The 23,992-nt window shown below is 43.4% G+C and carries 17 protein-coding genes and 1 tRNA gene; 15 read left to right on the top strand and 3 right to left on the bottom strand.

What is annotated here, in order from left to right; translation table 11 throughout:
• The first annotated feature begins 120 nt into the window (after positions 1 to 120).
• The gene (locus tag AC0MXB_RS16450) at positions 121 to 714 is read left to right on the top strand and encodes a DJ-1/PfpI family protein (protein ID WP_474040814.1); all 594 of its coding nucleotides are present in this window, start codon (positions 121 to 123) and stop codon (positions 712 to 714) included.
• 45 nt (positions 715 to 759) lie between these two features.
• Positions 760 to 1,830 carry an EFR1 family ferrodoxin gene (locus tag AC0MXB_RS16445; RefSeq protein WP_474040813.1) on the top strand — a complete coding sequence of 357 codons (1,071 nt, stop codon included), beginning with the start codon at positions 760 to 762 and terminating at the stop codon, positions 1,828 to 1,830.
• A 33-nt stretch (positions 1,831 to 1,863) separates the two neighbouring features.
• On the opposite strand, the gene AC0MXB_RS16440 is transcribed toward AC0MXB_RS16445, so the two are convergent.
• Positions 1,864 to 3,141, bottom strand: a complete 1,278-nt coding sequence (locus AC0MXB_RS16440) for a cation:dicarboxylate symporter family transporter (protein WP_474040812.1) — start codon at positions 3,139 to 3,141, stop codon at positions 1,864 to 1,866.
• A gap of 226 nt (positions 3,142 to 3,367) precedes the next feature.
• Between AC0MXB_RS16440 and AC0MXB_RS16435 the strand changes: the two genes are divergently transcribed.
• The 3 genes from AC0MXB_RS16435 (at position 3,368) to AC0MXB_RS16425 (ending at position 5,787) form a co-directional block, all read left to right on the top strand.
• A complete protein-coding gene (locus AC0MXB_RS16435; protein WP_474040811.1) occupies positions 3,368 to 4,690 on the top strand; it encodes an ATP-binding protein in 1,323 nt (440 codons plus the stop codon).
• Positions 4,691 to 4,694: 4 nt separating this feature from the next.
• Positions 4,695 to 5,624 (top strand): response regulator, encoded by a 930-nt coding sequence (locus AC0MXB_RS16430; RefSeq protein ID WP_474040810.1) that lies wholly within the window; start codon positions 4,695 to 4,697, stop codon positions 5,622 to 5,624.
• 86 nt (positions 5,625 to 5,710) lie between these two features.
• A tRNA-Arg gene (locus tag AC0MXB_RS16425) sits at positions 5,711 to 5,787 on the top strand.
• Between the two features lie 343 nt (positions 5,788 to 6,130).
• Here the strand turns inward: AC0MXB_RS16425 and AC0MXB_RS16420 are convergent.
• Entirely contained in the window at positions 6,131 to 7,807 is a 1,677-nt protein-coding gene (locus AC0MXB_RS16420; RefSeq protein ID WP_474040809.1) for a methyl-accepting chemotaxis protein, read from the bottom strand.
• Between the two features lie 1,138 nt (positions 7,808 to 8,945).
• Between AC0MXB_RS16420 and AC0MXB_RS16415 the strand changes: the two genes are divergently transcribed.
• From AC0MXB_RS16415 to AC0MXB_RS16405, 3 genes are read left to right on the top strand one after another with little or no spacing between them, the layout of a single operon-like run.
• Positions 8,946 to 10,052, top strand: coding sequence for a citrate/2-methylcitrate synthase (locus AC0MXB_RS16415; RefSeq protein ID WP_474040808.1), 1,107 nt, complete (start codon positions 8,946 to 8,948; stop codon positions 10,050 to 10,052).
• 60 nt (positions 10,053 to 10,112) lie between these two features.
• A complete protein-coding gene (locus AC0MXB_RS16410; RefSeq protein WP_474040807.1) occupies positions 10,113 to 11,117 on the top strand; it encodes an isocitrate/isopropylmalate dehydrogenase family protein in 1,005 nt (334 codons plus the stop codon).
• Positions 11,118 to 11,131: 14 nt separating this feature from the next.
• Positions 11,132 to 13,378 carry a hydratase gene (locus tag AC0MXB_RS16405; RefSeq protein WP_474040806.1) on the top strand — a complete coding sequence of 749 codons (2,247 nt, stop codon included), beginning with the start codon at positions 11,132 to 11,134 and terminating at the stop codon, positions 13,376 to 13,378.
• Between the two features lie 88 nt (positions 13,379 to 13,466).
• Here the strand turns inward: AC0MXB_RS16405 and AC0MXB_RS16400 are convergent, their stop codons facing one another.
• Complete coding sequence (locus tag AC0MXB_RS16400) at positions 13,467 to 14,576, bottom strand: hypothetical protein (RefSeq protein WP_474040805.1); 1,110 nt, start codon at positions 14,574 to 14,576, stop codon at positions 13,467 to 13,469.
• Positions 14,577 to 14,935: 359 nt separating this feature from the next.
• Here AC0MXB_RS16400 and AC0MXB_RS16395 point away from each other — a divergent pair, with 359 nt between their 5' ends.
• The 7 genes from AC0MXB_RS16395 to AC0MXB_RS16365 all read left to right on the top strand — a co-directional run bounded on the left by AC0MXB_RS16395 (position 14,936) and on the right by AC0MXB_RS16365 (position 23,950).
• Positions 14,936 to 16,339: a sigma-54 interaction domain-containing protein gene (locus AC0MXB_RS16395; protein ID WP_474040804.1), complete on the top strand. Its 1,404-nt coding sequence runs from the start codon at positions 14,936 to 14,938 to the stop codon at positions 16,337 to 16,339.
• 242 nt (positions 16,340 to 16,581) lie between these two features.
• The gene (locus AC0MXB_RS16390; protein ID WP_474040803.1) at positions 16,582 to 18,156 is read left to right on the top strand and encodes an acyl CoA:acetate/3-ketoacid CoA transferase; all 1,575 of its coding nucleotides are present in this window, start codon (positions 16,582 to 16,584) and stop codon (positions 18,154 to 18,156) included.
• 7 nt (positions 18,157 to 18,163) lie between these two features.
• On the top strand, positions 18,164 to 19,300 hold the full coding sequence (locus AC0MXB_RS16385; RefSeq protein ID WP_474040802.1) for an acyl-CoA dehydrogenase family protein: 1,137 nt from the start codon (positions 18,164 to 18,166) through the stop codon (positions 19,298 to 19,300).
• A gap of 24 nt (positions 19,301 to 19,324) precedes the next feature.
• Positions 19,325 to 20,467 (top strand): acyl-CoA dehydrogenase family protein, encoded by a 1,143-nt coding sequence (locus AC0MXB_RS16380; RefSeq protein WP_474040801.1) that lies wholly within the window; start codon positions 19,325 to 19,327, stop codon positions 20,465 to 20,467.
• Between the two features lie 92 nt (positions 20,468 to 20,559).
• On the top strand, positions 20,560 to 21,816 hold the full coding sequence (locus tag AC0MXB_RS16375) for an MFS transporter (RefSeq protein ID WP_474040800.1): 1,257 nt from the start codon (positions 20,560 to 20,562) through the stop codon (positions 21,814 to 21,816).
• 49 nt (positions 21,817 to 21,865) lie between these two features.
• On the top strand, positions 21,866 to 23,299 hold the full coding sequence (locus AC0MXB_RS16370; RefSeq protein WP_474040799.1) for a hypothetical protein: 1,434 nt from the start codon (positions 21,866 to 21,868) through the stop codon (positions 23,297 to 23,299).
• Between the two features lie 204 nt (positions 23,300 to 23,503).
• Positions 23,504 to 23,950: a YaiI/YqxD family protein gene (locus AC0MXB_RS16365; RefSeq protein WP_474040798.1), complete on the top strand. Its 447-nt coding sequence runs from the start codon at positions 23,504 to 23,506 to the stop codon at positions 23,948 to 23,950.
• Positions 23,951 to 23,992 lie beyond the last annotated feature (42 nt).

Genomic DNA, 23,992 nt, shown 5'->3' with positions numbered 1-23,992 from the left:
ACTGAAAGTCAAATAAGCGTCCTGTTCAGTCGAGATGAGAAGGGAAAGGGGAGGATTTCCTGCGGGAGTGTCGTAGTAGAAGATGAGCGAAGTGAACGCCATAAGGTTGGGGGAGAGAATGTGGAGCATACAACACGTCAAGTTGGAATTTTGCTGTTTGATGAAGTAGAAGTGCTTGATTTTGCCGGTCCCTTTGAAGTATTTTCCTTGGCACGACAGCCTAAGAGTGAGTTTCAACCTTTTTCTGTACATACGATTTCCGAGCAGGGAAAAATGATTAAGGCAAGAAACGGGCTACTAGTACAACCAGGATTTTCGTTTGCCACAGCGCCGAAGCTGGATATTTTGATTATTCCTGGCGGCTATGGTGCTGAAGAAATTGAGATCAATAATAAAAATCTGATTGCTTGGATTCAAAATCAGCATATATTAGGGGAAATTACTGCCTCTGTCTGTACTGGCGCATTTTTACTGGCGAAAGCAGGACTGCTTGATGGGAAAAGGGCGACAACCCACTGGATGGATTTGGAGCAGCTAGCGATGGACTTTCCCCGTATCAAGGTAGAACGAAACAGTAAATTCGTCGATGAGGGCCAGATTATTACTTCTGGCGGTATTGCGGCAGGCATTGTCATGTCGCTTCATATTGTAAAACGGCTGCTAGGGGAAGAGGCTAGGCAGCACACAGCGAAACGCATGGAATATGATATATAGCTTTTCTTGCCTTTGGCAATTCCGATAAAGTGTTGGTGGTTTTTTATGATCAAAAAACTCGCTATATTTTATATGACCGGAACAGGGAATTCCTATACAGTGGCGTTATGGTGCGCGCAGTTAGGTGAATCATTAGGGCTGTCTGCGACGGTTTATAGTTTGTTTGATTCCAAGGGTTTCGCAGCAACTCAAGCTGGTGAACCCCTTAACGCAGCGGATTTATGTGTATTTGCCTTTCCTACCCATGGCTTTACGGCGCCGTGGCAGGTTATTCGGGCGATTTGGCGGTTGCCTCGCGGCAATCATGCTAGGGCTGTAGTATTGCCGTCACGGGCTGGCACGAGAGTACAGGGAGTTGCTTTGCCGGGAATGGAAGGGACAGCGGGCTATTTAGTTGCTTTGCTTTTGTCCTTAAAAGGCTATCGAGTTCGTGGTGTGAAAGGCATCGACATGCCCAGTAATTGGACGGCGCTGCACTGGGGCATGAGTGAAGAAAACGTTAGTAGTCTGATCAATAGGGCCGAAGCAAAGGTGAAAAAATTTGTACGTTTCATTGTTGCGGGCAAGGCTTCGTTTCAAGGCATCATTCCGCTCGTGATGGGCTTAATGTTAGTTCCGGTTTCGTTGCTTTATCTTTTGCTTGGACAGTTTTTCTTGGCAAAGCTTTTCTTTAGCTCAGAAAAATGCAGCGGCTGTGGGCTCTGCGCGCAGTTTTGTCCTAAGCAAGCTATTATGATGCGAGGAAAACAAGAAAAACGCCCTTATTGGCGTTTCTCTTGTGATAGCTGCATGGCTTGTATGAATTACTGTCCGAGTCAGGCGATAGAAGTCAGTCCGTTATTTGTAATTGTTTTTTACTATTTATTAACAGTGCCGCTAATTACCTACGTAAGCCATTATCTGGTTGGGGGCTATATACCGTCTTATCTTGGTATGGTGCTCCAGATGGGCTATGCTTTTTTAGCTGTTGCAGTCGCCTATTGGCTATTGCATCAAGCTATGCGGTATAAGCCGATAAGGAAGCTATTTTCCTACTTGTGCCATACTCGCTATATGCGAAGATATCATGCTCCTGGCATTCTATGGGCAAAATTTCAAAAAAAGCAAAGACCCTGAGGTCTTTGCTTTTTCATTTTCAGCTGATGTTTATTAATGAGATTCATAGGCCATTTGTGCAATGGTTTCTTGTTCTTTTTCTTCATCGTACTGATCTTCCCATTTGGCAATGACAATAGCCGCAAGAGCATTGCCGATAACGTTTACGACCGTACGGGACATATCCAAGAAACGGTCAATGCCAGCAATAAAAGCAAGACCTTCGACGGGGATTCCTACAGAGCCTAAAGTGGCTAAGAGGACGACAAAAGAGGCTCCCGGAACGCCGGCAATTCCCTTGGAGGTAATCATCAAGACAAACATTAAATAGATCTGATCACTCAGGGAAATATCAATGCCGTAAAACTGAGCTAGGAAAATAGCGGCAATTGCTTCGTAAAGAGTGGAGCCTGTCAAATTAAAGGTATAACCTGTAGGAATTACAAATGAAGTAATCGCTTTGGGACACCCCAGTCGTTCCATTTTACTCATAATATTGGGCAGAACTGCTTCGGAGCTAGCTGTAGTATAGGCCAGAATTAGTTCATCTTTAATAAATTTCATTAAGGCAATGATGCTAATTCCGCTAGCTTTGGCAATCGGGCCAAAGACAACAAAGATGAACAGAGCCATGGCGCCATAGACAGTTAATACAAGTTTGCCAAGGGGAATGAGCGATTGCAAGCCGAATTTAGAGACAGTTACACCGATTAAGGCGAAAACGCCAAAGGGGGCAAATTTCATAACAAGTCCTGTAACCCAGAACATGGTCTCTGCTACGCCCTCACAGAATCGCAGTACAGGCTTGCCTTTTTCGCCAATTGCGGCAACGCCTAACCCGAACACAACAGAGAAGAAAATAATGGCGAGGAGATCGCCTTTTGCTAAAGACTCGAAAATATTGCTTGGAACAATATTGACAAAGGTGTCCGCCAGACTGTGATGACCAACTGATTCGGCTGTATTTAGATAAGAAGAAATATTAGTTTTGGCCAGAGCGCCGCTATTGTCGATTCCCACTCCTGGTTTCACCAGATTAGCAACGAGAAGACCTAAGAAGATTGCAATAGTGGTAACAACTTCAAAGAAGAAAATTGTTTTGCCGCCGATTTTTCCCAGTTTTTTTGTATCGCCGACGCCAGCGATTCCAACAACGAGACAAGAGAGTACGATAGGAGCTACAATCATTTTAATTAAACGGATAAAGGTATCGCCAATAGGGTTGAGGTAACTTGCTACAGCGGGATTGCCGTAAAAGGCGCCGCCAACGGTAATGCCTAAAATAAGGCCAATTAAGATTTGAGTTCCCAAACCGAGACGTAGTTTCTTCATAAAATCATCCCTTTCGCACAAAATTTTGTAAAAATTTCTGTTGTCGCTTTTTTCAGTAAATTCTATTAAAAATGTATCATGCAATCTATAAAATCCAATATAAATCTACATAAACTTTATAAGTCTCCCCAAAAAGAACAAAAAATAAATAGATCAGTAGACAAGATCTATGGAATATCAAAAATCTTTATGCTATTCTGTACAATGGATAAGGATATGATCAGAAATGATTTCTGCAGCGGAGGATGTGATTTTTTTGGGGAAAAAGTGGTTGTGGCTGTTCCTGATGATTCTTGTTGTACCGCTAGCGGGGGAATTGCAGTTCCATCCTTTTGACGGTGTATTCGGCACGTTTCGAGTTTGTTTAGGATCGCCGGCCTTTTTATTCTTTTTACTATGGACGCAGCGTCAGGCTTATTTTTTAGCAGGCTTTACCGCTGGCGCCGCCGTATTAGTTTTTCGTATTACTTTAGATTGGCTAGTAAGCGGCGCTGGTTTGTCACAGACTTTTATGATTCACTTTCCTGCTTTTTTCTATTATGTAACGTATTCAGCCGTTTTTTACGGCATAAGAATCAAGCATTTTTACAATCGTCCAGTCTGGATTGGTTGTGTTGCCATTGCTGCGGAAATGACGGCTAGTATTGTTGAACTGTTATTTACGTTGCACTATCCCATCTCGCAGGTCGCAATTACCTGGCCTGTAGTCGGCAAGATTTTATTGATTGCCGTGATCCGTAGTTTTTTTGTGCTCAGCTTTTTCTTTATAATGAAACTTCATCAAGCTGAGTTTATGGCAGAGCAGCAAAAGGAACAGAATGAGCACATGCTTTTACTCGTAGCCAGTCTTTACAAAGAGCTGATTCATCTGACTAAGTCCCAGCAGAATGCCGAATTGGTTACTAAAGACTGCTATCAACTGTATCAGAGTCTGGAGAATAACCAGAATTCGCTTAACCCAAGTGCGTTGGCCCAAAAATTACTGGAGATAGCCGGTCAGGTTCATGACATAAAAAAAGACAATCAGCGGATTTATGCGAGCTTGACCCGCTTGATTGCCGATGGGGAAGTGAAAGAGTATATGGCCGCTCCTGACCTAGCGGATATGATCATTCAGTCTCATATAAAATACAGTCGTTCTTTGAACAAAGAAATACAATTTGAGTTGCAAGTGACGCCTTCTCTGCCGCAGCTTCATGTATATACGATCTTATCGCTTGTCAATAATCTTGTCTCAAATGCTGTAGAGGCCATCGAAACGGCAGGGGTTGTTCGTATAAACTTTGAGCAGGTAGAAGGTACTCTAAAGATACAAATTACTGATAATGGGCCAGGAATTACGGCGCGTAAACAAAAGCTGATCTTTCAGCCTGGCTATACGACGAAATTTGATCAAGCGGGGAATCCGTCTACTGGGATGGGACTTCCGTACGTAAAGTATCTGACCAATCAGCTACAAGGCGATATCCTTTTAAAAGATCTGCGGGATAGGGGCGAAAAAGCTTTTATTATTACGCTGCCGCTACGGAATTTGACACAGGGAGGATAAGACAATGCGTTTTTTTATTGTAGACGATGATGAAGTTATCCGGTCCATGGTTGCTGAAATTATTGAAGATTGCGAGCTTGGCGAAGTGGTTGGCGAGGCTGAAAATGGGTCTAAAGTCAATGCCATGCTGCTTGCCGCTAAAGCGGTCGATATTCTGATTATTGATCTTCTAATGCCGATTAAAGATGGAATACAAACTGTGAAAGATTTAAGAGCGGCTTTTACGGGGAGAATCATTATGCTATCGCAGGTGGAAGATAAGGAGACGATCGGCAATGCCTACGGTTTAGGAGTCAATAATTATATTACAAAACCAATTAATCGCCTTGAAGTCATTAGTATTATTCAAAATGTAATGGAGCATATTCAGCTGCAAAATGTCATCCAGAATATTGAAAAGAATTTACACGGATTGGTAGGGGGAAAAGCCGCTGCGGGTCCTAAACTGAAAAATGAATCAGTGGCTCTGTTAACTTCGGGCCAATTTCTACTGAGTGAACTTGGCATGATCGGCGAAAGCGGCTGTAAGGATCTGCTTGATATGCTTGAATATGTGCAGGCCTATGAGCAGGAACAGCCGGAAAAAGCCGCTTTTCCTTCGCTAAAGGATATTTTTACAAACGTGGCCATGAAGCATGTGGCCGCTACTGAGGCTGAAGCAGCGGCCGTAAAAAAAGAGGCAAAGGCGTTAGAGCAGCGAGTGCGTCGAGCCATTTTTCAGGGATTGACGCATTTAGCTTCGCTCGGAATTATTGATTATACGAACCCGTCTTTTGAAAATTACGCACCGAAGTTTTTTGATTTTACGGAAGTCCGAAAGATCATGCTGTGCCTGCAAAAAAATCAGAAGTCTTCGATTTCTGATTCTAAGATTAATATGAAGAAATTTGTTCAGATTTTGTATCTCGAGGCAAAGCAGGAAGCCAGAAAATAAGCGGGTTTAGCGTCGCTTCCTCTCTGCCGCTGAATTGACACTCGAAAGGCGAAATGATATACTTATTAACGTTGAAAATAGATCATGCGCCCGTAGCTCAGGTGGATAGAGCAGCAGTTTCCTAAACTGCGTGCCGGTGGTTCGAATCCACTCGGGCGCACCAGTAAAATCAACAGTTCCGGGGCGGTGCAATCATAACTGCTTATCATTGATGGTGCAATAGTGGTGAAACCTTCCCGAAAAAGAAAGCCTCTCATTCAGTTGAGGGGCTTTCTTTTTTATCTTCAGTTAGTTTTTTCATTAATGCTTTTGCCGAGATTGTGTACTTTTATGCGAGTATTTCCGGCGAGCTTTTTAGCTTGTAATTGGGCATAGCGTTTTTTGCAAGGGCAATGTGGAGCTACTGCGACTGAAATATGGTGGGTAGTGCGAGGGGCACGAATAGCTTGACTTAAAAAAGCGGACGTTCGAACGTCCGCTGTGGAGTATATTGTCATACGTTTAAATTAGACTTGAAACTTACTAACGGCCGCATTAAGATCTGTCACTAAATGAGCTAGCGTTTGGCTGGATGAGGCGATTTCTTCCGTTGAAGCTGATTGTTGTTCTGTAGCAGCTGAGACTGTTTGAGCCTCTCCAGATGACTTTTTGCTCAGTTCCTCTATCTGCTTTACGGAGCTAACGATCTTTTGGCTGCCGATAGCCATTTGCTCGACAGCAACAGAGATTTGTATCATTTGCTCAGAACCCAAGCTTACCATTGTCGTAATTTCTTGGAAGGCTTGTCCAGAAGCATTGACGATATTGGCGCCAAGTTTTACTTCTGACGTTCCATTATTCATAGCTAATACAGCTTTCTCTGTATCTCCTTGAATTTCACTAATCAATATTGCGATCTGTTTAGCTGCATCTTGTGACTGCTCTGCCAGTTTACGGACTTCTTCTGCTACTACAGAAAACCCTCGTCCTTGCTCACCTGCACGAGCTGCCTCAATGGCCGCATTGAGAGCTAATAGATTGGTTTGACCAGCAATACTGGAGATTATATCTACAATTTGACCAATTTCTTTTGAGCGATCTCCTAATTTACCAATAAATTGTGCTGAAGTACTCACTGCTTTTTCGATATTAGTCATCTGAATGACTGCTTTTTCAGTCAACTTATTACCTTCATTTGCCTTATTTGCTGCTTGAGTCGATTGAGTAGCTACTTGGTTGGCATTGGCAGAAATCTGATGAATGCTGGACGACATCTGTTCTACTACAACAGAGGTTGCATTAGTTACACTAAGCTGTTGTTCAGCATTTGTGGCTACTTCAGCAATGGATTGAGCAACCTGATTTGCTGCCTGAGCGGATTGATCGGCATTAACGGATAATTCTTTCGATGAGTTTGAAATATGTTCAGCATTGGTTTTAATGGTCAGCACCATCTTTTTCAAATCAATTACCATTTTCATGAATGCGGTCACAAGTTGCCCGATTTCATCTTGAGAGTTACCGATATTTTCTTGAATATTTAAATCACCTTTTGCAATATGCGAAGTAACTTTTTTGATTGGTTTAGTAATATAGATTGACATAAAAATCCCGATACATATTCCAAAAATTATTGCAATTCCACTTACGCCGATAATAATCCCTTTCATTTTCTGGAGTAATAATCGAAGATTGGCTTCTGTGTTTTCAGAATTGGTCTGATTGATCTTTACAAAATTGTTGAAACTGGTTTCTAGTTCTTTTCGGATTTTTCGCCCTTCTCCGAATGAAAGGGCTTTAGCCTCATCTATTTTTCCCTCGTTGTATAAAGAAATCACCTTATAATTCATCTGGGTAAATCGTTCATGCGAGCTGGCTATTTCCTGTAAAAGTTGTTTCTCATTATCGGTAGTAACTAGTCCTTGAATGAGCTGGAGTCGCATTTTTATCTGGTCAGATTTTTGAGTTATTTCGTTTTTAAACTCGCCTCCTCCAGTTAATAAAAATCCGCGTTCATCATTAGCTTGTCCGGTAAAGTAATACTGTATTTCTCTTAGCGCTACAGTGACAGGAGTATTTCTTGATAATATGGTGTCATATTGTGTTTGGGTTGTCGTAAATCCATACATTGTAATAGCGGATATGACGACGATAAGTAGTGAAGTTACTAAGTATCCTAGAAGTAGTTTTGTTTTGATGGTCATGTGTTATCCCTTTCTTCGATTAATGCCGTAATGTTTTCCAATGCAGCTCTTTAACAGTTTAACATGTAGGTTGTTGCCTTTCAATTATTCATAAAAAATTGCCACTTTTCATTAAAATACTACAAATTTTACGTGATATTTACATGGAAAAGAGCAAATTAGTAAAGCGGAAAAACTGGAGTAGACAATAAAAATGCCAAGTCTACAGAAAACCCTAATAGTCTTGGCGGCAAAAAGGCGGAGGTGTCCATTACCAATAGTGCGTATAGAAAGTAGTATTTTATTTAGAAGAACAAGGTACGGAGCAGCACAGACCTTGTAGAAATATAGAGGAGCAAAAAGAATCTATAACAACATTGTTGCAACCATAGGCAATTTGGTGCATTATGTAGCGTAGCATGGAATCCCTTATTTTAGAACTAGGATATTACCACTCGGTATCTAGGGAAAAACGAATATGTAGATAAACCTTCAGGATCTCACGATGTCGATTGAATAGCCGCGTGACTTTTTGATACGCTATTTTGGGGTCAACATGATGTCCGGTTCTATCTAAATATACTACTTCGGGGAATAATTCTTTAGAAGTGTTTTCCAAGAAAAATCGCCATCCTTTGGTATATTTTACAAGTTATTCCATGCCAGCCGCTTAAAAATAACTATATACCTCAATTTTACAATTTTGTATGAAGATTATTGTGCTATTGTAAAACTTTTTTGCTAAATAATAAATTCTATTAGGCGATGGAAGTACGGCCACACATACCGTGCAGCAATTAGATTTTTCAGTGTGAGAGTGGCATGCTTCTAAAATGTTGTAATTCCTAGTGAACTACTTAGACATAAGAAAATCAAGACTTGGACTTTAAATTTCGACTTTTGTGCATCATAAAATATACGCAAAAATAAGAAGATTTCTCATTTTATTGAGAGATCTTCTTATTTTTTGTAATTGGGTGACTCCGCAACGGTTCTCCCTATTTGCTTCCAGTTCGTGATGATAAAATACAAAAATTCTGCATATTTTATCATCCGTTGCACTAGGCAAAAAATAATGTTATAATGCATTTCATAACCCACGTATACATGTATTAATGTATTTTAAAATGGCGCGGGTAGAGAGGAGCAGGAATGGAAGATGGCAGCAGTACAGAACTTTGCGTGTAAGACCTCAATATCTTCTATCGATCAAGGCGTCTTGCGCTATTGTGGGTACTCTATTGAGGATTTAGCAGAAAAGGCAACTTTTGAAGAGACGATTTATCTTTTATGGTATGGCCGTTTGCCTAATAAAACAGAGTTGAAAGCTTTGAAACAAGACTTGGCAGAGCAGGCTAAACTCCCGCAGAAAATTTATGATTTACTGCATTTATATGCACCATGGGGAAATCCCATGGCGAAGCTTCGCACATGCGTATCGTTTTTAACTCATTTTGATGATGAAGTAACAGATAGTTCCTTTGCGGCAGACCATCGTAAGGCGATTCGGATTATGGCCCGGATACCGGCCATTGTTGCAGCAATTGAGCGAATCCGTAAGGGCTTGGAGCCCGTTGAACTGGATGTGCAGGCTTATGACTCTTTATCCGAAGCTTTTTTATGGCAGTTAACAGGTGAAAAACCGGTTCCGCTCGTAGTCAAAGCGCTTGATCAGTGTTTGATTCTCCATGCGGAACATGAATTGAATGCATCTGCTTTTGCTGCTCGTGTCACTGCATCAACTATGTCAGATCTTTATTCGGGCATTGTGTCAGCGATTGGTACGCTGAAAGGCCCGTTACACGGCAATGCCAATGAACAAGTGGCTAATATGCTGCAGGAAATTGGCAGTAAGGATCGTGTAGAAGCTTATATTGAAGAAAAAGTAAAACGAAAAGAACGCATTATGGGGTTTGGCCATCGGGTTTATAAAACAGGCGATCCGCGCGCCGCTATTTTGCGCAATTTAGCCAAACAGCTGGCTGAATGGCGTCAAGAGCCCTATTGGTATGAAGTGTCTACGGAAATTGAAGCAACTGTTCATAAAAAAATTGGTTTATTGCCGAATGTAGACTTTTATGCTGCTTCTGTATATACCTATTTACATATTCCTAGTGATTTATTTACACTCATTTTTGCAATCAGCCGCACTAGTGGCTGGCTTGCTCACATTTTAGAGCAGCATGACGACAATCAATTGATTCGGCCCCGAGCTTTTTATCAAGGTAAGTCAGAAATTGCCTGGCTTGACCTAGAAGATCGCTGAGTAGGAATCTTTACAATAAAATAGCCAGTAGAAGTTACGAATTGAAGGAGCGATTATACTATGCATAAAGTAACATTAATTCCCGGTGACGGCATCGGTAGCGAAATTGCAGAAGCCGTACAAAAGATCTTTGCTGCGGCGAAAGCCCCGATTACTTGGGAGACCTGCTTAGCTGGTCAAGCGGCGCTTGCAGCCAATGAAACCGCGCTGCCAGAAGCCACACTTGCCAGTATTCGCACGAATAAGCTTGCACTGAAGGGGCCGCTAACGACGCAGATTGGCGCTGGCTATCGTAGTCTCAATGTGACGCTGCGGCAAACCTTTGATTTATACTGTAATTTACGTCCGGTTAAAACACTGCCTGGTATTGCTACTCGCTATCCCGAAGGCGTCAATATTGTTATCTTTCGCGAAAATACGGAAGACCTCTATGCCGGAACCGAGCAGAAACTAGGAAAAAGTGCTGCTGTAGCCTTAAAAACCATTACTGCCGATGCTTCGCTGCGGATTGCGAAAGCGGCTTTCGCCTATGCGGCGGCTCATGGCCGAAAAACCGTCACAGCGGTTCATAAAGCCAATATCATGAAATGTACGGATGGCCTCTTTTTGGAATGTGTTAGAGCGGTAGCTGCAGACTATCCTGATATTGCTTATCAAGAAGTGATTATTGATAATCTCTGTATGCAGCTTGTACTGAATCCGCAGAAATATGATGTTCTGGTAGCGCCGAATCTGTACGGCGATATTATTTCCGATCTCTGTGCGGCCCTAGTTGGCGGTTTAGGCGTAGTGCCTGGCGCTAATATCGGTGAGAACTGTGCAATTTTTGAAGCCGTTCACGGTACGGCGCCGGATATTGCCGGCAAGGGACTGGCGAATCCGACGGCCATGCTGTTATCGGCTACGATGCTGCTTGATCATCTCGGGGAAAGTGATAAGGCCCAAGAAATTCGTAAAGCCTTGGAAAGCGTTTTGCAAGAGGGAATCACTAAGACAGCCGATTTAGGCGGCAAAGCCACCACACTAGAATTTACAAATGCTATTATTAGCAAGTTGAAAGGATAGGAGCAATGGGACGTATGATTGAACTCATCCAGGATGGCGTATATGTAGTGCAAGGAGAAAAACTGCTGGAAACAAAGCAGGCTTTGCAGCAGTATACTTGCGAGGAAACCGACTCGGCGGCTAAAGAAATTGCTCGGCGCAACACCATCGCTTATCAGCTGTTAATGAGTCACAATGTTTCCGGTGATGAACAGCATTTGAAACTGCGGATGGATTCGCTAGCTTCCCATGATATTACTTATGTTGGAATTATTCAGACTGCTCTTGCCGGGGGGCTAACGGAATTTCCCCTGCCTTACGTACTGACGAACTGTCACAACAGTCTTTGTGCTGTAGGGGGAACGATTAATGAAGATGACCATCGTTACGGCCTTAGTGCTGCTCAAAAATTAGGCGGGATTTTTGTGCCGCCCCATCAAGCGGTTATTCATCAATACATGCGAGAAATGATGGCAGGCTGCGGCAAAATGATCCTCGGCTCTGACAGTCATACCCGCTATGGCGCGTTAGGAACGATGGCTTTTGGCGAAGGCGGGCCAGAACTGGTAAAGCAGTTATTTAAGCAGACCTATGATATTGCCTATCCAGAAGTCATTGCCGTTTATTTGGAGGGAGATCCTTTGCCAGGCGTGGGGCCGCAAGATGTTGCCCTAACGATCATTGGCGCTGTATTTAAAAAGGGCTTTGTTAAAAATAAAATTTTAGAATTTGTCGGTCCTGGAATCAAAAATCTTTCAGTAGATTATCGCAATGGCATTGATGTCATGATGACGGAGACTGCTTGCTTGTCAACGATTTGGCGTACGGATGAAACGGTGGCAAAATATTATCAAACTCATGGTCGCCCGGAAGCGTATACGAAATTAGAGCCAGGGTCGCTTGCTTATTATGATGGCGCCGTCAAAGTGCTGCTCCATGATATTTCTCCCATGATCGCGCTGCCATTCCATCCAAGTAATGTCTGGACGATTGCTGAGCTAAATCGCTATGGCGCTGAGATTCTGCGAGAAACTAGCAATGATTCTTTAGTAGATAAATTGATTGAGGGGCGGCTCCAAGTTGATCAAGCTGTTGTGGCAGGCTGTGCTGGCGGAACCTTTGAAAACATTGCGGCTATGGCCGATATTCTGGCAGAGCCTTTTTTACAAAACCACAATACTTCGTTCAGCGTGTATCCGGCGAGTCAGCCGATTCATTTGGAATTGCTTCGCCAGAATAAACTAGAGTCGTTTATTACCTCAGGGGCAATTTTGCGAACGGCTTTTTGCGGTCCCTGCTTTGGCGCTGGCGATGTGCCAGCAAACAACGGTCTCAGTATCCGTCATACGACACGGAATTTTCCCAGCCGCGAAGGATCGATTCCTAGCGAGGGACAGAGTGCCTTTGTGGCGCTCATGGATGCTCGGTCGATTGCCGCTACGGTGCGTAATGGCGGACGCTTAACAGCTGCCACCGAGATTGCTGTCAGCAATAAGCAAGAGGAGTATTGCTTTGATGCAGCGATCTACCAGCGGTGCGTGTATCAAGGCTTTGGCTGCAGTAAGGCCGAAAAAGAGATTGTTTTTGGCCCCAATATTACGCCATGGCCAACGATTGCACCACTTACCAACCACTTACTGCTAAAAGTGTCAGCTTTAATTTATGACCCTGTTACTACAACTGATGAACTGATTCCTTCGGGAGAAGCTTCTTCTTTCCGGTCCAATCCATTGAAATTAGCTGAATTTACTTTAATGCGGCGTGATCCTAAGTATGTTGCCAGAGCGAAAGAGTTGCAAGGTTTGGAACAGCTGCGGCAGGACTATCCTGATAAATTTCACCTGGAGTTAGCTCCTGTTTTGGCGCAAATTGACGCCCCTAAAGAGCTAAGTCAAATTGCCTTAGGTAGTGTGATTTTTGCCAGAAAACCGGGTGATGGTTCGGCTAGAGAGCAAGCCGCTTCCTCACAGCGCGTGTTAGGCGGCGCCGCCAATTTAGCAATAGACTATGCAACGAAACGGTATCGGAGCAATTTGATTAATTGGGGGATGCTGCCATTCTTGATTGATGAACAGGACTGTCATAAGTTGCAGCTAGATGATTATATTTATCTTCCCAATATTAGAGAGTGTATTGCTAGTGGCAAAACAGAAATTACAGCAGTGCAGATTCAAGCTGGCGGAAAGATGCCGCTACATCTACGTTTAGGCGAATTGTCAGAGGAAGAGCGAAAGATTCTTTTGGCAGGCTGCTTAATCAATTATTACGCTGAGACTTTATAGTATGGAGACAGAAAGCAAGCCCTTGATTCTTCTTTGCGGAAGAACCAAGGGCTGCTTTTTATACCAGACAGGTGTGTGGTATTTACGATTAACCGCGAGCGCACAAGGGAATCAGGATGTTTGCGATCAGGCAGCTACCGCCAACAATCAAGAACATTAGGCGATCCATTACGATAGAGAGGTCTTTTTCGTCCTTGCGCACATAGTAGTAATGGGAACATAAAGATAAGATGATGGATAACCCAATGGTAAATAGGCCAATGCCGGCAATATGGTCAGCAATCCCGAACGCGCCAGATGGCGGCAAAATGGAATTGGCCACGTAAGAATTGGCCACAGCGCCGAAATAAGCGCCAGTTGGCAGCGAGAAGCGTGGTCCAATATCAGAGGGTTTGATAAAAAAGCTGGAGAGTGTCAGGAGGATGGCAGCGAAGAGTGACAAGAAAATTTTTATGTAAAAACCATAGTCATTTCGGCTGATTTGTACGGCAGCAATATATTGTGAGAACGTCTTTTTCGTGTTGGGGTCAAGTCTCGGATCACCGTACGAAGAGCGATAACTATGAGTTTTTACTATATTGCTGGACTTAGTAATTTTGTATCCTGGGATATTCAATCTTGAACTGATGTTGGAAGTTTCATCAGCTATGTAGCGAATTTTGCCACCATCGCGAGCACCGTCTTCCACATAGATGTTTAGCATATGATCTTCGATGGGGACACGGGAAGTATCAAAGAATTTGATGATTTTCCCGGAAATACGATAGCGCTGGTAGTTTACTCCATCAGGACCATGGTATTCTTCAATGAGCTCTTTTTTATTAATCATTCCGTCGACAAGGACGAATTTACCGCCAGGGTCTAAAGCCTTATCGCCATTCCACCGGAACCAAATGTAGAAGTTTGTGCTCCAGAAGGAGTCCTTAATGGAGAAGCTGTCAACATCTTCAATGTAGGTGCCAACAGTAACATTTACATAATTGTTGCTTTCTGGCAACGGATCAGACGGTGTTTTTCCCGGTTCGGCGCCAGTCGGATTCATTCTGGCAGCATGATTCATATCAGAGCGGTGTTTATTTTGGTACATGGTTTGCGCACTAAAGAAAGTAACAAAGGAATATAAAATTAGAATACCGATAGAAAACTGTATGAGGAATTTCTTTCTTTCATTAGTGAGTCGTTGCCAGCTCTCTTTCATGAATAACACCTCTCTTTTAATAGATTTAATTAGTTAAAAATGTGGTGAGAGGTATAATTAGACAAGGTTAAACAAATCCCTGCTGGCAATTGACTGTTTTAACAGAATCTTAACATAGTTTTAACAATTGTCTTATACATAGAGACTTTGATCAAAAATCTTCTATAACTCAAAGCCAAACAGACAAATCGGTAATAACTAGAGCGGAGTCTTGAAAAAACTTGACAGAATTCATTTCATGATGAATATAATATAGGGGATGTACAAGATGTTTCAAGAAAATTTCAAATTTATTCAAAATGGTTTTTTTATAGCTTCGAATTTACATCTGTTTGATTCTTAGAAGAAGGTGAAGTTATATGACGATCGGCAAAAACCAGGCTAAAATGAATAAGCGTGCGCTAGAAAAAATTGTTGATAGTTTTCCTGATCCGATTTTTGTTACAGATAAAGATGGAAATGTTTTATTGTCGAATTCTTCGACGGCAATGACTTTGGACATGTCACTTGATCAGCTTTTGAAATCAAATCTAAATGATGTCGTCAAGCTTGGTTATTATAATGAATCTTATGCCGTACAGGCCGGAAGAAAAAAATGTGTGGTAAAAGGCATCATTCAAACAAAACTTAACTTCACAATGATGTCGACAAGTACGCCTATTCTTAATGAAACAGGTGAAGTGATTGCTGTTATTACTGTGGGGAAATCCTTACGCGAACTGGAAAAGAGCTCCACGCCAGAGGAACGGGAAAAAGTATCTCAATATAAACGAGAGATTGAATATTTACGTAGTCGCGTGCTAGAAACAGATGAAATAGTGGCGGAAAGTACAGCTATGCGGCAAGTCTTACTAAAAGCTCATCGTCTGGCTCAGACAGATAGTACTATCGTTTTGCAAGGGGAATCGGGTACTGGTAAAGAGGTTTTGGCAAAATATATTCATAGACATAGTAAGCGATCAAACGAATCGTTTATTGCGATAAATTGTGCTGCCTTACCGGATACTTTGGCGGAATCGGAACTCTTTGGCTATGAAAAGGGTGCTTTCACTGGAGCTAGTACAGATGGAAAACTTGGCCTGTTTGAAGCGGCTAAAGGCGGTACGTTATTTTTAGATGAAGTTGCAGAATTGTCTTTGCCGATGCAGGCTAAGTTGCTTCGTGTGCTGGAGACAGGCGAGCTTCGACGGTTGGGAAGCACTTCTTATCACAAAGTGGACATACGCTTGATTGCGGCATCTCATCGTGATTTAGCAGCTCTGGTTGAGGAAAGGCTGTTTCGCGAGGACTTGTATTATCGGCTGAATGTTTTTACTTTAGAGATAGCGCCATTACGGGAAAGGCCAGAAGATATTATTGCCCTTTCGGCAAAGTTTTTAGCCGGATTTAATCAGAAGTATCATTTGGATGTTGAACTGAAACCAGAAACCGTGTCGGCGCTTTTGGCGTATCGCTGGCCAGGAAATGTACGAGAACTGCGTAATGAGGTTGAACGAATTGTCGTAAGTGATCTTCATGATTTTTCTGATGATCGTGTTGCTTTAGCAACTCAATCCTACGAAGTGGCCAAAATCGATATTTTTAAATTGATGGGCTTAAATGGGCCGTTAAAAGATGTGATGAAACAAATCGAAGAACAGTATATCCAATATGTTCTGGCATCTTGTGACGGTAAAATTGGTAAAACAGCGGACAAGCTAGGGATTTATCGAACTGTTTTATATCGAAAGTTAAAAGAATTGCGGCAGAATACCGCGGAATAAAGAATCCTTATTGCAAGTAAGTGCTTTTTGGCACAATGTACCTTAAACAGTACGTTGAATGTCAGAAAGCTTTTTTTATTCTGAAAATAGAGAATAAAATGATACATTTTTTTCGCAACTTTTTGCGGTCAGCAAAGAAGAAATCGCTTGTCTATTGGCTTCGTAAGGCGCGGCTACATATTGGCATAACTTTTGCAAAATAAGTAAAGCGCATGAAAAAGAATCATTCAGGAGGCGAAGAGATGTCAAAAGTCATTACGGCCGCTGAGGCCGCAGCATTAATTCCTGATGGAGCAACAGTTGGAGCTACTGGATTTGGTTTGGCTGGTTGGCCGGAAGAAATTGCTCAGGCAATCGAGCAGCGCTTTTTAGAATCATCACAGCCGAAAGATATTACGTTGATTCACGGATCGGCGATTGGTGATTGGAAAGAGCGAGGCACAACGCGACTGGGCAAAGAAGGTCTCGTTAAGCGTTGGATTGGCGCTCACATCGGCTCTTCGGCGAATATGTCAAAATTGGTTGGCGAAGGGAAAATCGAAGGGTATTGTTTACCGCAAGGGGTTATTATTCAACTCTATCGTGAAATTGCGGCAAAGCGTCCTGGCCTCATTACAAAGGTTGGGTTAGGAACATTTGTCGATCCGCGTCTTGACGGGGCAAAAATGAATAGTAAAACAACGGAAGACCTTGTGAAAGTTGTGGATTTTGAAGGGGAAGAGTGGCTTTTTTATAAAAGTTTTCCGATTCAGGTTGCGCTAATTCGTGCGACTACGGCAGATGAAAAAGGAAACTTAACGATTGGCAATGAGGGCGTTTCTTTGGAGCTTTTGCCACTGGCGCAAGCGGTGCATAATTCCGGTGGCATTGTGATTGCGCAAGTTGAGTATTTAGCCAAAACCGGATCGCTGCATCCGAAGGCAGTAAAAGTTCCGGGCATTCTTGTTGATCATATTGTAGTAGCTAAAAAGCAGGAATCTTGCTGGCAGACAGAAGGCACCTATTACAATCCGGCTTTTTCTGGCGATTTAAAAGTGTCTTTAGACAAAATTCCGCCGTTGGCATTGAGTGAAAGAAAAATTATTGCTCGCCGGGCGGCTATGGAACTTTTGCCAAATACAGTTGTAAATCTTGGCGTCGGCATTCCTAGCGATGTGGCTGCTGTAGCAGCCGAAGAAAAAATTGATCACTTAATGACCTTGACGACAGAAGCGGGCGGTATCGGCGGCGTTCCAGCAAGCCTGCCTCATTTCGGACAATCTTATAACGGGGAGGCTACAGTCGATCATCATTCGCAGTTTGATTTCTATGACGGCGGTGGCGTCGATACGGCTTTTCTCGGTTTGGCGCAAACTGATATTTGGGGAAATGTCAATGTAAGCAAATTCAAGGGACGTGCTATGGGATGCGGCGGCTTTATTAATATTACGCAAAACTCTAAAAAGGTAGTGTATTGTGGTACTTTTACTGCTGGCGGACTTGCCGTTGCAGCGAAGGAAGGGCAGCTTGTAATTGAGCAGGAAGGCAAAGGCCATAAATTTATTGATCATGTGGAGCAGGTTACTTTTAGCGGTAAATATGCGGCGAAAGTCGGTCAAGCGGTTACGTACGTCACAGAACGGGCTGTATTTGAATTAATTGATGGCAAGGTGACTCTCATTGAAATTGCTCCCGGAGTGGATTTAAAACGTGATATTTTGGATCAGATGGATTTTAAACCTGAAATTGCCGAACCGTTACGAGAAATGCCGCGGGGGATTTTCCAGGAATCTTGGGGAGAGTTAGGTCAAATTATAGCAGCAAAACAGAAAGGTTGATGAAGCGATGATTGATAAATCACTTACGGAACAACAACAGCGATTACAGCAGCTAGCCGAGGATTTTACGGCAAAGCATATTATTCCTGTTGCCAGTGAGTATGACCGTACCGGTGACTTTCCACTTGAAATTTTAGAAGAAAACAAAAAGGTCGGTTTAAACTGCATGGCTGTACCGCGAGAATATGGCGGTCCTGGTTATGATTCTTTGACACAATCTGTTGTGGTCGAGCAGTGGGGCTATGGTTGTACTGGTGTAGCCACAACTCTTGGCGGAAATGGTCTTAGCGCTTACCCGCTATTGCTTGCGGGAACGGATGAACAGAAAAAGTTGTATTTCAGCCGTCTTGTAGAAGGCGGCATGGGAGCCTTTGCTCTGACTGAGCCCAATGCCGGATCAGATGCCGGATCCGTGGCGACTCTTGCGAAACGCGATGGCGATGAATATGTATTGAATGGGACAAAGTGCTTTTGTACTACGGGCAGTTATGCTGCTATTTTTGTCGTGTTTGCTTCGACCGATCCGTCTAAAGGCGTAAAGGGTCTTAGTGCTTTCATTGTGGAAAAAGAGCGGGCAGGTATGATTATCGGCGGTGTTGAGCACAAAATGGGAATCCGCAGTTCCAACACGATTGAACTCATTTTAAAAGACGTGAGAATTCCGGCAAGCCATCTTCTTGGTAAAGAAGGCGAAGGCATGAAAATTGCCATGATGACGCTTGATATGGCTCGTCCCATAGTGGCATCCATGGCTGTCGGCGGAGCACAGCGCGCCCTTGACGAGGCGGTAAAGTATGCCAAAACGCATATTGACGGCGGAAAGCCCTTAGCGGCAAATCAGGCGATTCAGTTTAAGCTGGCTGATATGCAGATTCAGGTAGAAGCGGCGCGGCAGGTTGTGAGAAATGCGCTGCGACTGAAAGGCATGGGACTACCGTTTACGAAAGAAGCGGCGATTGCAAAAACTTTTTGTACCGATACGTTTATGAAAGTGGCGGCGAGTGCTGTTGATATGATGGGGCAGGAAGGCTATTCGAAAGATTCAGTAGTCGAAAAATTAATGCGTGATGCCAAAGTGACTCAAATTTATGAAGGGACGAATCAAGTACAGCGTATTGTCATTTCCGGAATTTTATTGAAGTAAACAAACGTTTTAGGAGGGTATATAATGGGCCATTCATTTACAGAAGAGCAGGAATTGATTCAGCAGACAGCCGGCGAGTTTGCTCAGCAGTATATTGAAAGTGTGGCAAATGAAATAGATCGCTCAGCTAAATATCCGGCAGATTTAATTCAAAATATTGCAGAACAGGGTTTTTTGGGTTTATATCTGCCGGAAAAAGCGGGCGGAGCAGAAGCGGGAGTCGTAAGTTTCTTACTTGTTGTGGAGCAGTTGGCTCGTTATAGCGGCTCAGTTGCATCTATTGTCATTGAGCATAGCGCTAAGGCGGCTTACGGGCTATATAAATTTGGCAGTGAGAAGCAAAAAGAAAGCTATTTAACGGCATTAAGCGTTGGAGAAAAAATCGGAGCACTTGCTGTCAGCGAGGTGGGGGGCGCATCGGGAGACAGTGATAAGAAAGTGACTGCCGTAAAAAATGAAAATCATTATATTTTATCGGGAACAAAGACCTTTGTCGCCAACGGCGGCGTTGCTGATGTATATCTTGTACTAGCGCAGACTGATAACGCGGCGAAGAAACAAGGCGCTTTTAGTATGTTCCTTGTCGACGCCACAACTGAAGGTGTGAAAGTGGAGCGTCAGATTGAAAAGATGGGACTTCGCGGCTGTCCGTCGGCCGAAATCTCGTTTAACGGGGTCGTTGTATCGGCGGAAAACCTTTTAGGCAGTGAAGGGGCGGGCTATGGAATTTTAGATGAGATTTCATCTTTTGCCGCTATCGCCGCAGGCGCGCAGATGGTGGGAATTGCCCAAATGGCTGTTGATGATGCGATAGCTTATTCGCAACAACGTGTACAGTTTAAGCGGCCAATCGGTTCCTTTCCGGCCATTCAAACGATGTTAGCCGAGGCCGCTACCAATATACATTTGGCCCGCCTTGCTGTTTACTATGCCGGACGCCTTGCCGATGCCGGCGAAGATTTTAGTCTGGCGGCAGCTATGGTTAAACTGGCGGCAGGGAAAATTGGTCAAACGGCTTTGATTGATATCATTCAAGTAGAAGGCGGCTATGGCTACAGCGAGGATATGCTTGTATCCAGACTATACCGGGATGTACAAGGAACGATCATTCAGGATCGTTTAGCAGACTATCCGGAAAAAAGTATTGTGGAAAAGCTTGTTGGCTGATATCTAGGACGAACCGGAAGCGGGGTTGCTTCGCTTCCGGTTTACATACCGAACGATCCCAGTAAATCAATATAGGTAGGAGGGTTATCGATATGACAAAAGCCAAGTCTTTTTATGGCTGGAAGTTAGCAGGGGCTTTGTGGTTTCTCTATTTGCTGAATATGGGATTTCCGCTTTATGGTGGCGCTATCATTAATACGTATATGTTAAAAGAAGTGGAAATGAGTCGCAGTACTTTCGGCATGGCTTTTACTCTCTTAAACTTTTTTATTGGCGTTCCTTCTGTCTTTATTGCTATGGCCATTTCCAAATGGGGTACGCGCGGGGCATTTTCGATCGGCTCAGGCTTGATTTTGGCGGGCAGCTTGTGGCTTGCTTTTGTTGTGAAAGAAGCTTGGCAATTTTTAGTGGGGTTTGGTGTTATTATTGGTTCGGGAATTGGTTTTGGCACGATAGTTCCTCTGTCAACAACGGTAACACGCTGGTTTAAACGGTATCGCGGTAGAGCGATGGCTTTAGCGATGACTGCTTCTGGTTTTGCGGGATTTGTGGGTGCTCCTGTTATGAATCAAATTTTAACAATGAACGGTGGTAATTGGCGTCAAGCTTGGCTGATTGTAGCAGGGATCGCTATTTTGGCTGGAATGATTGCCATGGTCTTTGTCAAGGAGAAGCCAGAAGATCTGGGACAAGAAGTGGATGGCGGCATGGAGGAAGACGGGCAGGGGTCGGCGGCAAAGTTGAACTCGTTAGTAACTAGCGAGAGTTGGACGCCGTCCGAGGCGTATAAAACAAGAAGTTATTGGATGGTAGTGATCGCGTCTGTAGCTTGTCAATTTCCTTTCTTTTTCTTTACAGCGCATTGGGTTCTTCATTTAAAAGGGGTTGGTATTTCACCGGCTGATGCTGCGTGGGCTATGGGGATTTTTACGATGGCGGGAATTGGCGGACGCTTAGTAGGCGGTTGGCTTATGGATAAATTATCAGCTCGCTACGTTTTTATGCTGGGAATCTGCTGCTATTTTGGCGGATCGCTGCTAGCAATTGAAGTCACTTCACAGACCTTTTTCTGGGCCTTGATCGCTGCTGCCTTATATGGGATCGGTTTTGGTTGGACATTTGTTTGTCTCAACACAATTATTGGGAACTTTTACGGTCCGGTGGCTTTTCCCAAGGTCAATGGCACCACGATGATGCTATCGGCACTGTTCTGTTCACCAGCCGGTCTGATTGGCGGTAAAATTTTTGATACATTTAAAAGTTATGAAATGGCGTTTTATTTGAATATGCTTATTGCGCTTATTGGAATTATTGCCCTTGTTTTTGCCAGGATGCCGCGAAAGGCTTAAAAGGATGACTCATAATATACCGAATTACCATTAAAAGAGTTGGAAAATTATGAATAAATGCACAAAACGAGCCATTGCGAATACGATTATTGGACTTTCTTTTATGACAAGCGCCTATGCCATGCCACTGGCAACAGTTCCAGCTGGCAACTGGATTTATCCGGAATTTTCCCAATTGCAAAAAGACGGAATATTATCGACTGATTCCTATCGCGCCAATAAAATTTTGAATCGCTATGAAGCGGCAATTCTTGTGGCGAATGCGATTGATCAGTATGAAAAAGCCAGTGATCCTGACAAGGCGCGAATTGATAAATTATCGGCTGAGTTTGCATCGGAGCTGAATAAAATGGGCGTTCGCGCTGCGGCGCCTATGCCAGAGGCCAAGAAGAATGAGTGGAAAATAGGCGGAGATATGCGATTCCGTTTCCACACTGACAATCCTCAAACACCAGGAACAGCTAGATTAAGAGGCTCTGATCAGTTTGATTGGAGAGGTCGTATTCGGATTACCGGTCCGATCAATGATCAATTTACGGCAAATGCCAGAATTGTTACGAATTGGAGTAACCGTTTTGGCAATACGGACTCATCTTATGGTTCGACGGCTTATTTTGATGTATTTAATGTAAAAGGAAATCATGTGATTGGGTTAGATAGCATTAAATTAGGGCGGGATAATTTTGCTACTGGCAATGGCCTCATTGGGAAGCCTTTGGCAGTCGATGGGATTTGGCTGGAGAAAAAAAGCGGCGATGTAACGTTCAGCGCTTTCACTGGGAATCCTAACAGTGACAGCAGCGCTGGCAGCGGCAGTGGAACAGACGTTGGCAAATCAAATCAATTCACTGTCGGGCAGGCGGCGTGGCAAATTAATAGCAATGCAAAGATCGGTGTAGGGTATTATTGGGCCAATATTCCTGGAACGAGTAACCCGAGCGCTTCGGGACAAACTTTATTAGCAACAAATGGCGCTTCCTATGCAAATTCCCATGGCTATGATTTGTTTGGTTCCTATAAATTCGATGATGTGACACTCTTAGGTGAATACATCGGAACTACATTGAAACGACCTGTAAATATGGAGGGCAATCCAAAAGGTTGGTCTGTGCAGTTAAGTAATGGTACCGGGCCTTCTGCGAAGATGTTCTTCAATAATTCGCCAATTACCAATGTCGCCAAGGCTGGCGATAGCGCCTGGCTTGTGAACTATCGGCATGTTCAGTCAGGCACCACGCCGCTAGGATTAGGCGGATTTGATACAATGGCTGTTTCCTATACATCCCAGCCTTATAATGTATATCTACATGGAACCGATAATGTGAAAGGCTGGCTCCTTGCCTATGAGTTTGTGCCTGTAAAGAATTTGACTGTTAATTTCACTTATCAACGGTTGCAAGTAACAGACCGTTCCTTAACGCCAAAATTGGGAAGCGATAAACTCGATACAACCTATGGACTCACAGTTGGATTCTGGTTCTAAATTGATCATCAATACAGTGGAGGCAGCAACGCAATATATTGCGTTGCTGTCTCTTTATTTTGGTAAATTTCCGGCAATTAGTATTCTAGAAGTGTAAACTTAGGTATAATATAGCAAGGTTGTTTGTAGAATAGCAGACTATTAAAATGATAGAATTATTACATATGCTGTCTTTCGCTAGGCAGTGAGAATGGTGGGAAATCCATGAAAATAGTGATAGATGCCGATGCTTGTCCGCGACCTGTTTTGGAGTGTTGTCTCGCGGCGGGGAAAAAACATAGGATTGATGTAATGACTGTCGCGAGCTTTAATCATAATATTGTTTCTCCTAACCATATAACGGTGGGGAGTATGTCACAGGAAGCCGATCTGAAAATCATTAATTTAACGGAATCCGGTGATATTATTGTGACTCAGGACTGGGGCTTGGCTTCGATGGTGTTGGCGAAAGGGGCGGCTTGTATTAGTCCGACCGGCACAGAATATCGCGCGGAAACCATTGATTTTTTACTGGAAGAGCGAGAGATCAAAGCGAAATATCGGCGTGGTGGCGGTCGGACCAAAGGGCCTAGTAAGCGTACGAAAGAACAGGATCAACGATTTGCTGCACATTTAGAAATCATAATAAATCGAGTAATTTCTGATTTATGACAACAGGAAGTACCCCGTCAGCGAAAGTGTACTAGAAATTGC

The organism is Pelorhabdus sp. sgz311001 (assembly GCF_055901755.1).
Note: the sequence above shows the minus strand (reverse complement) of the source record. Positions and strands in the feature narration are given on the sequence as shown.

Bases quoted from the DNA above. Each gene is read 5' to 3' on its own strand.
- AC0MXB_RS16390 (WP_474040803.1), top strand. From the start codon at position 16,582: ATGTCAAAAGTCATTACGGCCGCTGAGGCCGCAGCATTAATTCCTGAT.
- AC0MXB_RS16430 (WP_474040810.1), top strand. From the start codon at position 4,695: ATGCGTTTTTTTATTGTAGACGATGATGAAGTTATCCGGTCCATGGTT.
- AC0MXB_RS16395 (WP_474040804.1), top strand. From the start codon at position 14,936: ATGACGATCGGCAAAAACCAGGCTAAAATGAATAAGCGTGCGCTAGAA.
- AC0MXB_RS16420 (WP_474040809.1), bottom strand. From the start codon at position 7,807: ATGACCATCAAAACAAAACTACTTCTAGGATACTTAGTAACTTCACTA.
- AC0MXB_RS16375 (WP_474040800.1), top strand. From the start codon at position 20,560: ATGACAAAAGCCAAGTCTTTTTATGGCTGGAAGTTAGCAGGGGCTTTG.
- AC0MXB_RS16435 (WP_474040811.1), top strand. From the start codon at position 3,368: ATGATTTCTGCAGCGGAGGATGTGATTTTTTTGGGGAAAAAGTGGTTG.
- AC0MXB_RS16385 (WP_474040802.1), top strand. From the start codon at position 18,164: ATGATTGATAAATCACTTACGGAACAACAACAGCGATTACAGCAGCTA.
- AC0MXB_RS16405 (WP_474040806.1), top strand. From the start codon at position 11,132: ATGATTGAACTCATCCAGGATGGCGTATATGTAGTGCAAGGAGAAAAA.
- AC0MXB_RS16365 (WP_474040798.1), top strand. From the start codon at position 23,504: ATGAAAATAGTGATAGATGCCGATGCTTGTCCGCGACCTGTTTTGGAG.
- AC0MXB_RS16400 (WP_474040805.1), bottom strand. From the start codon at position 14,576: ATGAAAGAGAGCTGGCAACGACTCACTAATGAAAGAAAGAAATTCCTC.
- AC0MXB_RS16415 (WP_474040808.1), top strand. From the start codon at position 8,946: ATGGCAGCAGTACAGAACTTTGCGTGTAAGACCTCAATATCTTCTATC.
- AC0MXB_RS16410 (WP_474040807.1), top strand. From the start codon at position 10,113: ATGCATAAAGTAACATTAATTCCCGGTGACGGCATCGGTAGCGAAATT.
- AC0MXB_RS16380 (WP_474040801.1), top strand. From the start codon at position 19,325: ATGGGCCATTCATTTACAGAAGAGCAGGAATTGATTCAGCAGACAGCC.
- AC0MXB_RS16370 (WP_474040799.1), top strand. From the start codon at position 21,866: ATGAATAAATGCACAAAACGAGCCATTGCGAATACGATTATTGGACTT.
- AC0MXB_RS16440 (WP_474040812.1), bottom strand. From the start codon at position 3,141: ATGAAGAAACTACGTCTCGGTTTGGGAACTCAAATCTTAATTGGCCTT.
- AC0MXB_RS16445 (WP_474040813.1), top strand. From the start codon at position 760: ATGATCAAAAAACTCGCTATATTTTATATGACCGGAACAGGGAATTCC.